7 protein-coding genes are annotated in these 11538 nt (G+C 76.0%); 6 read left to right on the plus strand and 1 reads right to left on the minus strand.

All coding sequences use genetic code 11. The features are described from left to right. Nucleotides 1-125: 125 nt before the first annotated feature. Nucleotides 126-1508, minus strand: a complete 1383-nt coding sequence (eccD, locus tag ACFV4F_RS35195) for a type VII secretion integral membrane protein EccD (RefSeq protein WP_380508800.1) — start codon at nt 1506-1508, stop codon at nt 126-128. Between the two features lie 214 nt (nt 1509-1722). Between eccD and eccCa the strand changes: the two genes are divergently transcribed. The 6 genes from eccCa (at nt 1723) to ACFV4F_RS35225 (ending at nt 11531) form a co-directional block, all read left to right on the plus strand. Further along, complete coding sequence (eccCa, locus tag ACFV4F_RS35200) at nt 1723-5700, plus strand: type VII secretion protein EccCa (RefSeq protein ID WP_380508818.1); 3978 nt, start codon at nt 1723-1725, stop codon at nt 5698-5700. 73 nt (nt 5701-5773) lie between these two features. After that, nucleotides 5774-9550, plus strand: a complete 3777-nt coding sequence (locus ACFV4F_RS35205) for a hypothetical protein (protein WP_380508802.1) — start codon at nt 5774-5776, stop codon at nt 9548-9550. Between the two features lie 78 nt (nt 9551-9628). Then, nucleotides 9629-9955: a hypothetical protein gene (locus tag ACFV4F_RS35210; RefSeq protein ID WP_380508805.1), complete on the plus strand. Its 327-nt coding sequence runs from the start codon at nt 9629-9631 to the stop codon at nt 9953-9955. A 66-nt stretch (nt 9956-10021) separates the two neighbouring features. Beyond that, nucleotides 10022-10477, plus strand: coding sequence for a hypothetical protein (locus ACFV4F_RS35215; RefSeq protein WP_380508807.1), 456 nt, complete (start codon nt 10022-10024; stop codon nt 10475-10477). A 95-nt stretch (nt 10478-10572) separates the two neighbouring features. Continuing rightward, nucleotides 10573-11010, plus strand: coding sequence for a hypothetical protein (locus ACFV4F_RS35220; RefSeq protein WP_380498394.1), 438 nt, complete (start codon nt 10573-10575; stop codon nt 11008-11010). Nucleotides 11011-11123: 113 nt separating this feature from the next. Next, nucleotides 11124-11531 carry a hypothetical protein gene (locus tag ACFV4F_RS35225; RefSeq protein WP_380508810.1) on the plus strand — a complete coding sequence of 136 codons (408 nt, stop codon included), beginning with the start codon at nt 11124-11126 and terminating at the stop codon, nt 11529-11531. The last annotated feature ends 7 nt before the right edge of the window (nt 11532-11538 follow it).

Here is an 11538-nt window from a genome sequence, read left to right on the forward strand (position 1 = left end):
GCCATGGGCCCGGGGCGGGGGGGCGGCGGCGGGGGCCGGGTTGCCGGGGGCATAACCCGGGGGGGCCCCCCGCCGGGGCCCCGGCGGGTCCTCCCGGCGGGGCCCCGGGACGGGCATCGCGGCGCTCAGCCGCCCAGGGCGCGCAGGGAGTGGTAGAGGCCGCAGGCCTGGAGGGCCAGCGGGAGGAGGGCGAGGGCGGTCAGGGTGTGGAGGAGGTCGGCGATGCGGCCCCAGTAGGGCAGGAGGCGGCGGCCGGGGACGGTCCAGGCGGCGACCAGGAGGGCGGCGGTCAGGGCCACCAGGGCGCCGAGGAGGGCGAGGCGTTCCGAGGGGGAGGCGCCCGTGGTGAACCGGGTGAGCAGCACGGCGCCGCCGTACACGCCGGGCAGCAGGAGGACGAGGCGCTGGCGGATGCTGCCGATGGCGCGGGCGTGGAGGACGAGGAGCAGCGCGAGCGCCCCGGCCTCGGCCGGGCCGGCCCAGCCGCCCGTGAACGGCAGGACGGTGAGACAGACCGCGCAGACGGTGCCGATCGCGGTGTAGAGCGCCATCAGGTAGTCGTCGGCGACGAGCGCGCGGGGGAGGACGGCCGTGGCCGGGACGGGATCGATGTTCTCCTGGAGCTCCTCGGCGTTGCGCGGCAGCATCGGCAGCCGCAGGCCGGAGAGCCGGAACGCCACGGACGGCACGAAGGAGCCGACCAGGACGGCGAACACCGAGACGAGGGCGACGAGTTGGTCCGCGGCGAGGCCGAGCAGGAGCAGGGCCCCGGCCAGCACGCCGAGCGCGGCGACCAGCACCAGGCCGATGAACAGCGGCGCCGCGGCCCCCACCGCCGCCAGCGACAGCACGGCCGCGCCCGCCGCCGCGGAGGAGGCCGCGAGCACCCGGGCCCCGAGCAGGTCGTCGCCGCCCGGCCCGGCGGGCAGCAGCAGGGCGGCGAGCCCCAGGTACGGGACGGCGGCGGCGCCGAGCGCGGTGCCCGCGCCCGCGTCCGCCATCGCGCGGGAGGCGCTGGCCGCGCCGAGCAGCAGGAGCACGGCGACGCCCGCCGCCGCGGCCTCCCGCGGGGCGGCCGGGCCCGGGAGGGCCAGCACGATCCAGCCGGCCGCGAGGGCGGCCAGGGCGAGCGCGAGGGCGAGGCGGCGGGTGAGGGCCGGGCGCCAGGTGTCGCCGCGCTCGTGCATGCCGGTGGCGACGCCGTCGACCAGGTCGTCGAAGTGCACCGGGGGCAGGGCCTCGTGGCGGGGGCGCAGGTAGAGCGCGTCGCCGTCGTGGAGCGCCAGCGCCTCGACGCTCCGCTCCTCGTCCAGTGGCTCCTCGCCGAGCCGCTGGAGCACCCAGCCGCCGTGCTCCAGGCCGCTCTCGGCGAGGCCGGGGCCGGCGTGGCCGATGATCGCGGGGAGCAGGTCGGCCAGGGGGACGTCGGCCGGGACGGCGAGTTCGAAGACCGCCTCCGGCGCGTGGAATCTCAATCGGCACAGTCCTGCGACGGCGCTGGTGCTCACGCCTCTCCTCGGGGTCGGGGTCCGTAGTGTTCTCCGTCATCTCGAACGGGCCGCGCGGGAGTCGGCGTTCACGCACCCGGCCGCGTCCGGCCGGACCCCGCTGAACCCCGCGGTCGCCGCCGCCCGTCAGCGTGAGAGGACGGTGGCGGAACGTGAGGAGCCCTGAGTGAGCGTGGTCCTGGTCAAGCGGACGCCCAGGCGTCCTGGGCCCGAGATGCCGGACGGCGACGTCCAGCTCCAGGAGCCGCCGGTCCTGCCCGAGAAGCAGAGCGGCATGTCGAGCATGATCGGCATGGCGCCGATGGCGCTCGGCTCGCTGTCGATGGTGTTCATGTTCCTGCGCCCGGCCGGGCCCGAGGGCGGCGGCGCGCTGAGCTACGTCGCGGTCGGCATGATGGCGCTGTCCGCCGTCGGCATGCTCGTCACCCAGCTGTTCCGCGGCTCCAGCGACCGCAAGCACCAGCTGCGCGCCGAGCGCCGCGACTACCTGCGCTACCTCGCCCAGATGCGCCGCCAGGTGCGCCGCTCGATCGACGCCCAGCGCAAGGCGCTGGCCTGGCGCCACCCCGCGCCCGGCGAGCTGTGGTCGCTGGTGGGCACCACCCGGCTGTGGGAACGGCGGGCCGCGCACCCGGACTTCAGCGACGTCCGGATCGGCCTCGGCGCCCAGCGCCTCGCGACCCCGCTCGCCCCGCTCGCCACCAAGCCGGTCGAGGACCTCGAACCGCTGTGCGCCCACGCGCTGCGCCGCTTCATCCACGCCTACGGCACCGTCGCCGACCAGCCGATGGCGATCCACCTGCGCGGCTTCGCCCAACTCCTGCTGCGCGCCGACGATCCCGAGGCCGCCCGCGCGCTCGTGCGCGCGATGATCGCCCAACTCGCCGTCGTGCACGGGCCGGACGAGCTCCACGTCGCCGTCGTCGCCGACGCCGAGCGGCGCACGCACTGGGAGTGGGCCAAGTGGCTGCCGCACGCCCTGCACCCGACCGACACCGACGGCGCCGGCCCGGTCCGGCTCGTCGCGGGCAGCCTCGGCGAGGTCGAGCAACTGCTCGGCGAGGAGTTCACCGGCCGGCCCGCGTACGAGCCCGACGCCGACCCGAGCCGCGACGAACCGTTCACCGTCCTCGTCCTCGACGGCCCCGGCGCGCACGCCGGCAGCCGCGCCGCGCTCACCGGCTACCGCAACGCCGTCCTCGTCGACCTCGCCGACACCCTGGAATGGCGCCCGGCCCGCACCACCCTGCGGCTGCGCGTCGAGGAAGGTCGGCTCACCATGGTCGGCGCCGACCGCAACCGCAAGGACGTCGTCACCGACCTCGGCCGCCCCGACGCCCTCGCGCTGCCCGCCGCCACCCGGCTCGCCGCCCAGCTCGCCCGCTACCGCATCGCCGACGGCGTCGACGTCGCCGAGCCGCTGGCCACCGACTTCGACCTGACCGCCCTGCTCGGCATCCCCGACCTGCACGCCCACGACGTCGAGGCCCTGTGGGCCCAGCGCGGCATCCCGCAACGCCTGCGCGTGCCGCTCGGCCTCGGACCGGACGGCCGGCCCGTCGACCTCGACCTCAAGGAGTCCGCGCAGGGCGGCATGGGCCCGCACGGCATGCTCATCGGCGCCACCGGCTCCGGCAAGTCCGAACTGCTGCGCACGCTCGTCCTCGCGCTCGCCGTCACCCACTCCTCCGAGGTGCTCAACTTCGTCCTCGTCGACTTCAAGGGCGGCGCGACCTTCCTCGGCCTCGACACCCTGCCGCACACCTCCGCCGTCATCACCAACCTCGCCGACGAGGCCTCGCTGGTGGACCGCATGCGCGACGCCCTGCACGGCGAACTCGTGCGCCGCCAGGAGCTGCTGCGCGTCGCCGGGTACGCGTCGCTGCTGGAGTACGAGACGGCGCGCGAGGGCGGCGCGGCGCTGCGGCCGCTGCCCACCCTGTTCGTCGTCGTCGACGAGTTCAGCGAACTGCTCTCCGCCCACCGGGACTTCATGGAGCTGTTCGTGATGATCGGGCGGCTCGGCCGCTCGCTGGGCGTCCACCTCCTGCTCGCCTCCCAGCGGTTGGACGAGGGCCGGATGAGCGCGCTCGAATCCCACCTGTCCTACCGGATCGGCCTGCGGACGTTCTCGGCCATGGAGAGCCGGGGCGTCCTCGGCGTCCCCGACGCCTACCAGCTGCCCTCCCAGCCCGGCAACGGCTTCCTGCGCAGCGACATCTCCACCCTGACCCGCTTCAAGGCCGCCTACGTCTCGGGACCGTACCGGCCCAAGCGGCGCGCCGCCCAGCAGGCCGTCGTCGCCGGACAGGTCGTCCGGTACGGCACGGACTACGTGATGCAGCGCCAGGCGCCCGTGGAGGAGGTGGAGGAGGAGGTCACGGCGTCGGCCGGTTCCCTGCTGGAGATCGCCGCCGACCGCCTGCGCGACGCCGGACCGCCCGCCCACCGGGTCTGGCTGCCGCCCCTCGGGGTCCCGCCCACCCTCGACGAACTCCTGCCCCCGCTCGTCCCGCACCCCGACCGCGGCCTCACCACCGAGGACGAACACACCCACGGAGCCCTGCGGCTGCCCGTCGGCGTCGTCGACCGCCCCTTCCAGCAACTGCGCGACCTGCTCACCGCCGACCTGTCCGGCGCCGGCGGCCACGTCGGCATCGCCGGCGCCCCGCAGAGCGGCAAGAGCAACCTGCTGCGCACCCTCGTCACCGGCCTCGCCCTCACCCACACCCCGCGCGAGGTCCAGTTCTACTGCCTCGACTTCGGCGGCGGCACCCTCTCCGCCCTGCGTGGCCTGCCGCACGTCGGCGGCGTCACCGGACGCCACGACGGCGAACGGGTGCTGCGCACCATCGCCGAGGTCAACGGCATCATCACCCGGCGCGAGAAGTACTTCGCCGAACTCGGCATCGACTCCGTCGCCGCCTTCCGCCGCCGCAAGGCGGCCGGCGGACTCCCGGACGACCCGCACGGCGACGTCTTCCTCGTCATCGACGGCTGGAGCACCCTGCGCCAGGAGTTCAACGACCTCGTCCAGCCGCTCACCCTCATCTCCCAGCGCGGCATCAACTACGGCGTCCACCTGGTCATCGCCACCACCCGCTGGGGCGAGATCACCGGCGGCCTGCGCGACCAGCTGCAGACCCGCTTCGAACTGCGCCTCGGCGACTCCGTCGACTCCGTCATCAACATGCGCGCCGCCGCCAAGGTGCCCAAGCTCCCCGGCCGCGGCCTCACCGACGACCAGCTCCACTTCCTCACCGCCCTGCCCCGCATCGACGGCTCCGGCAGTGCCGACGACCTCGGCGAGGGCGTCGCGGACCTCGTCGACGCCGTCGCCGCCCACTGGACCGGGCCCCGCGCCCCCGAGGTCCGGATGCTGCCGCTCAGCCTCGACGCCGGCCGGCTGCCCGCGCCGGAAGGGCGGCTGCGCGTCGCTATCGGCCTGGAGGACACCGAAGTCGCCCCGCTGTGGCACGACTTCGAGGAGAACCCGCACCTGCTCGTCGTCGGCGACAGCGAATCCGGCAAGACCAACCTGCTCGAACTCGTGATCCGCGGCATCACCAGCGCCTACACGCCCGCCGAGGCCCGCATCATGCTCGTCGACTTCCGGCGCGGCCTCTACGACGCCGTCCCCGAGGAGTACCGCCTCGGCTACGCGGTCGCCGTCGACAAGCTCCGCCAGATCGTCGACGGGGCGTCGCGCGCCATGAAGAACCGCATCCCGCCCGCCGACATCACCCCCGCCCGCCTCAAGCTGCGGGACTGGTGGGAGGGGCCCGAACTGTTCATCCTCGTCGACGACTACGACCTCGTCGGCGCCGGCACCGGGGCCCACCCGTTCGCCGCCCTCCTCGACGACCTCGCCCAGGGCGCGGAGATCGGCCTCCACCTCGTCGTCGCCCGCGGCGCCAACGGCATCGCGCGGGCCATGGGCGACCCGCTGGTCCGCAAGCTCCAGGAGGTCAACTCGCCCACGCTGCTGCTGTCCTGCCCGCCGTCCGAGGGCTACCTGTTCGGCAACCTCAAGCCGAGGGAGTTCCCGGCGGGGCGCGGGCTGTACATCACGCGGCGACGGACGGTGCAGGTGCAGACCGGCCGCCTGGCGGGGCCGGGCGGCTCGGGCGGCTCGGGGGGCCCAGGCGGTTCGGGCGGCTCGGGCGGTTCGGGTGGGGAGCTGGGCGCGTAGTGGCCGGCGGAGGGTCGGCGGGGGCGGACAGCGGTCGGCTGTCCGAGGTAGGCGGGTTGATGGGGGTCGATCGATGAGCCGGGTGACGGCGGAGGGCGTCGAACGGTCGACGCTGCGTGGACTGGGGCCGCACTTCGTGATCGCGCCGCCGGGTGCGGAGGCGGCGGGGTTGGCGGCGGCCCTGGCGCCGGTGCGGGCCGAGGCGCACAGCCTGCTGGTCCTCGCGGCGGCCGAGGACGCGGCGCCCGTGCTGCGGGCGTCGCTGCCCGAACTGACGGGTGCGGCCTACGAGTTGGGCGCGGACACGCTCGTCCTCGCGGCCTCCGGCCTCGCCGCGCCGGGGCCGGACGGTCGTCGGCCGGCCGAACTCCTCGCCGGGCGCGCCGGGTTGACGGTCGTCGCGCCGGACGCGGTGGTGTCCGTCGAGCCCGACGGCACCCTGCGGGCCGTGGCCGGCTCCTGGTGGCGCTGCCGGCCGGGCGGCGGCCAGGCGGAGCCCCTGGGCGAGCGGTGGCCCGCGGCGGCGACGCTCACGCCGCTGGCCGGGGGCGCGTTCTGGGCGACGTCCGGGACACCCGCGGGGCGGCCCGCGATCCTCGACCACGCCTCGGGGCGGGACGGCGCCGTCGTGCTGGTGATCGGCGAGCCGTCGGGGAGGCTGCCTTCGGGCGTCCAACTCGTCCATTCGGCCGCCGATGTGATGACGTCCGCGAGCCCGGACTCCGTGCTGCTGCTCAGCGCTCCGTGGGCCGAGCCGATCGAACTCGTCGAGCTGGCCGCGGTCGTGGCCGCCTCGCTCCGGTACGAGGTGCGGGCCGCGATCGGCCTGCCCGTCCGCGACGGCGCCGGGCACCACCACGTCCACGTGGCGCCCGACGGGACGGCCGGCTGGGAGCCGTACCTGACCGAACTGGCCGCCTGCCCGGTCGAACGCAAGGTCACCGCCGTCGGCTGGCGCAGCCGCCCCGACGCCCCCACCGCCCCCGGACCCGCCCGCTACCCCGCCTTCCCCGGCTGGGAACTGGAGGCCGTCGCGGCCGGCCTGTGGCTCCGTCCCACCGGCACCACCAACCGCGGCCCCCGCATGCGCCGCCCCGACCCGGCCCGCCCCGTCCTCGTCGTCGGCACCCCGGGCCGCCCGGTCACCGAGGACACCTGGGCCCGCCTCGGCGACGCCCTCGCCACCCTCCCGTCCGCGCCCCGGCTCGGCCTGGTGGTGGCGGGCACGATGGACGCGGAGTCGCAGACGGTGGGCCGCTTCTGCGCCCGGCTCCACGGCATGGACTGGCTGGGGCCGGAACCCCTGTGGCCCGCCCCGGCGCCGGGGGCATCCGTCCCGGCGCCGGAGCCGCTGCGGGGGCGGGGAGAGGCGGGGGTGTCGGCTCCCGTGTCCGTTGGGACAGCGGCGGCCAGGCCTTTGGCCGTCGGCGGTGCGGCGCCGGAGCCGACGTCCAGCGCGGCGCTGGGGTCTTCCGCTGCCGGCGCGCCGCCGGTCGCGATTGGGCTCGCGTCCGTGGCGGCGCCGGTGCTGGAGCCGGATTCCACCGTGTTGTGGGATGGCGGCGCGGTGCCCGGCGCACCATCGGTTTCCGGCGTGCCGCCGGTGGCCCCTGCTGAGGCTCCTGGACCTTCCGCAGCCCGCGTGCCGGTGTCGGATTCCGCCGTGTCGTGGGATGGCGGTGTGGTACCCGGCCATCCGTCGGTTGCCGGCGTGGCCCCTGCTCAGGCTCCTGGGCCTTCCACAGCCCACGTGCCGGTGTCGGATGCCACCGTGTCGCGGGATGGAGGTGCGGCGCCTGGGTCTTCGGGCGTGGGTGCGCCCGAGTCCGGCCTTCCGCCGGCCGCTGCCGCGCCGCCGGTGGCGTCGGCATCGACGGTGTACGCGAATCCGGCGCCGGACGGGCCTTCCGCACCCGCCGAGGATCCGTCGGCGTTCTGGAGCGGCGACGCGGCCAGGGCGCCTGGCGCGCCAGGGCTGCTCGATGGGGTCGGGGCAGGGGAATCCACGTCTCCCGCGTCGACGGCATCGGTCGGCCCGGACACAGCGGCGCCGCCGTCGGAATGTGACGAGGAGCCGGTCGTGTCGGCGGCCATGGTGGTGGCAGAAGTCGGCGGGACCGACTTCTCGGTACCTGCCCCGCTGACGGAGTCGGCCCTTGCGGTCACCCCAGGCCCGGATGCAGCGGCTCGACTGTCGGAAAGTGACAGGCGGTCGGTCATGCCGCTGGCCATGGTGGTGGCAGAAGTCGATGGGACCGACTTCTCGGTACCTGCCCCGCCGAAGGCGTCGGCCCTTGCGGTCACCCGAGGCCCGGATGCAGCGGCTCGGCTGTCGGAATGTGATGGGGAGCCGGTCGTGTCGGCGGCCATGGAGGCGGCAGAAGTCGATGGGACCGACTTCTGGGTACCTGCCCCGCTGACGGCGCCGGATCGGGGTGCTGCCGAGGCGCCCCCGGCACCACCGGTGGTCGAGGCCCCGGGGAGCGAGGAGCCTCCCGAACCCGTACCTGCGCCGACTCCGGTTTCCGCTGTCGGTGGCCTGAGGGATGGCGCGTCGCCGTCCGCCACCAGCGGAGCCCCCGCGTTCCCGGACGCCGGAGCGCCCGTGCAGGCGCCCGCCAAGCCGACGGTATCGGGCCCCGGCGGTCCGACGGCGGCACCGGCCGGCGATGCGGCCTCCGCGGGCATGGACGAGTCGGCGCCTGGCGGGCGGCCGTTGGCTGGGCCGGAGGGTGCCTTGCCGGGCGCCGAATCGGGTTCTGATCCGAGCGCGACGGTGGTGCCGGGCGTCGGCGGGGTCTCCGGAGGCACTGACGGGTCCGTCAGCGCGCCGCCGGTTGGTGGGCCGGAGAGTTCGTGGCCGGACACAGCGGCGGAGCCGGACGGCGATGCGACCGCCGTGGGTGCGGAAGGGCCGGCCCGCGGGGCTACGCTCGGCGAGTTGTCGTCCGATCCGTCGGGCGATCGGCCGAGTTCGATCCCGGGAGCCGCCGTACCGGACACGGACGCTGCCGAGGTCTCCCAGCGCGCCGGCGGGGTCGCCGCCGGGCCGACGCCGGGTGAGCCGTCGTCGGACCGGGCGGACGCACCCCCTCCCCAGCCCGACGAAGCCCCGACCCCGACCCCGACCCCGGCCGCGGACCGCACCGCCCTCGTCGCCCTCCTCGGGTCCGCGTACCCGCGCCTCGCGCGCCGGGCCGAGGACGCGTCGACGAGGCTGCCGGGTCTGCGCCCGCAGGCCGCCGGGGGCGACCCCGGGCCGGAGCTCGTCGCGGTCCTGGTGCACCATGCCGAGTCCGCCGTCCCCGTCGCCCGTGAGGCCCTGGTCGCGGCGGCCCGGACGGGTGCGCCCGGCCCGCTGGGGTCGTACCTGCGGTGCCTTGCTGCCGGGTTGCGCCGGCTCCCGAGCCACTACGGCGGCGTGCTGCTCGCGGCCCCCGCCAGCGGATGCGACCTGGCGCGCTTCACGCCCGGTGCGGTCTTCACCGAGCGGGCTCCGGTGAGCGGGCTGGCCGCGGTGGGGGCCGATCTCGGGGAGGACGTGGAGGTGGAGTTCGCGGTGTGGTCCGTCGGCGGGCGGCGCTGTTCGGCGTTCGGCGAGCCGGGCGAGCCGGCGGCGGTGGTGTTCGCACCGGGGACGGGCTTCGAGGTGGTGGCCGTCGACGCCGCGGACCCGGCCGCCGGGGTCCCCGCCCGTGTGCTGCTCCACGAGGTGGGGAGCATCCGTCCCGCCCCCGACCGTCTCCGCACGTGGCTCGCCCGCCGGGACGCCATCGCCCCGGCCGACCGCGTCCGCCCGCCCCACCCGGCAAACTACCGCCTGGACTTGGGAGCGGCTGGCCGACGGTGATCGCAAGGGCATCGTCGCACTGACGCCCGCGCCCGGTGACACCGTCCTGTGAGCCACACGTGAGGCGCTGCGGGCCCGGTGACGCGCGGCGCTGCGCGCATCGGGGAGGAGCAGCGTGAGGAGTGGCGCACCGACCTGGACCCGAAGATCCAGGCAGTGCGCTACCTCGCCCGCCGGTACGGCGCCCAACTGCTCGCCGCCGACGGCATGTTCGCCGGACTCGCGGCGGTGGCCACGCCCGAGCACTGGTCCGCGGGCGGCGTGCACCCGACCGCCGGCCGGGCACGCCGCGCTCGCGGAGGCCTGGCCGCGTCTGGTCGCGTGATCGGGGCGCGCGGTGTCGAACCGGATTGCGCACCGGGCGGGTTGAACCCGTTCCGGCGGGGTCTCCGTCAGCACTTGTGAGGGGCCGACGTGTTCGCCCGGCCCCGGCTGGTCCCGGTGTCCCTTCCCTGGAGCAATGGAGCAATCATGAAGAAGATCAAGGCCGTTGCGGCTTCCGTGGCCGCGCTCGCCGCCCTCGCCGTCGGCGCGGCGCCCGCGAGTGCGGCGGGCACGGGCGGCAGTGGCACGGGTTCGGGTGCCAAGGGTGTGGGCACGTGCAGCAGCAAGGTATGGGAAGGCAAGTTCCTCTGCGGCGGCGCGTACGGGGACGGCACGGCGACGTACTACTTCCGCGACGGCCGTCAGGAGGTGTTCGTCATCGGCACCGACCACGCGGTGTGGACGCGTTGGACCACCGACAAGGCCGGCCACAAGAGCGGCTGGCTCTCCATGGGCGGTGCGCTGGCGGGTCCGGTCAGCGTTTTGGCTTCGGACATGGGGTTCGGCAACTTCGAGATCGGGGCGGTCGGTTCCGACGGCCACATCTGGGCGCGTGCCCGTGACACCAACGGCAACTGGACCGGGTGGGCCTCGGTCTCGTAGTCGGGGCCCGGTTGAACCCTCCGCCGTCGCCCGGCCGTCGGAGAGACGTGAGCCCCGGTGCGGAACGCGCCGGACGTGCGGGAGGAGTGCCGAAGGTGAACGAGGCGGAGCGGGACGGGTTCAGGCTCGCGGCGGTCTTCGACGCCGTGGATCCGGTGACGGGCCCGGGGTTCGCGCCCGGCCGTCCCCGGCTGGCGGAGGGGCCGGAGCGACGGGCCGTGGTGCGCTACCTGCGGGACGGGGCGGCCGTGCTGCTCACGCCGACGCTGATGGACGACGTGGTCGACCCGGAGCGGCGCGGCGTGGTGCCGCTGGGCTTCCGGACGGACGGGCAGTGGATCTGGACCGACACGGTGACCTACTACCTGGAGACGCACGGCGTGGCGCCCGAGCCGGGCCTGCTCGCGCACGTCCGGGCGCAGGGGGACGGGCCGTGCGTCCGGCCGGGCCGCGAGGTGCTGGAGCGGGCGGCGGCGTTCGTCCTGGCGCCGCCGGAGCCGGGTCGGGCCGCGGTGTGGTCGGTCGGGTCGTAGCGGACCGGACGCGAGCGGGACGCCGTCCGTCGGTGCTTGGCGGACGGTCGGGCGGTAACGGACTGAACGCGAGTGGGGGCGCCGTCCGTCGGTGCTTGTAGGAGTGGCGTCGAGTGCAGGGGATGAGCGTGGGCGAGGAGAAGCGCGGCGATGGGGGCCAGGGTTCGCCCGGGTTCCACCTCCCCGTGGTCAACTGGGCCGTGGCGGCCGAGGCGGAGGGTGAGGAGGAGACGGCCGAGATCGGTCCGGCTCTCTCCGAGCCGGGTTCGGGCGGCGCGGTCGGGTCGGCGCCGGAGGTGCCGGCCGGGACCGAGCCCGCCCCGCCGCCGGCACTGCCGGAGTCCGCCCCCCTGGTCGAGGCCGGGACGGCCGCCGCCACGCCGGAGGCGCTCGCGGAGGCGGCCGTGGCGGACCGCGAGGGCGCCACGACCGCCGCCGACGGCCCCCGGCCCGGCCCGGGGTCGCGGCCCCGGGTGGCGGCCCCCCGCGGGGGGGGGCGGGGGGGGGGGGGGGCGCGTTGACCCCACA

Source organism: Kitasatospora sp. NPDC059722 (genome assembly GCF_042733235.1).
GTDB lineage: Bacteria > Actinomycetota > Actinomycetes > Streptomycetales > Streptomycetaceae > Kitasatospora.

Coding starts and splice junctions, on each gene's coding strand:
- eccCa (WP_380508818.1), top strand. CDS start 1,723: ATGCCGGACGGCGACGTCCAGCTCCAGGAGCCGCCGGTCCTGCCCGAG.
- ACFV4F_RS35205 (WP_380508802.1), top strand. CDS start 5,774: ATGAGCCGGGTGACGGCGGAGGGCGTCGAACGGTCGACGCTGCGTGGA.
- ACFV4F_RS35215 (WP_380508807.1), top strand. CDS start 10,022: ATGAAGAAGATCAAGGCCGTTGCGGCTTCCGTGGCCGCGCTCGCCGCC.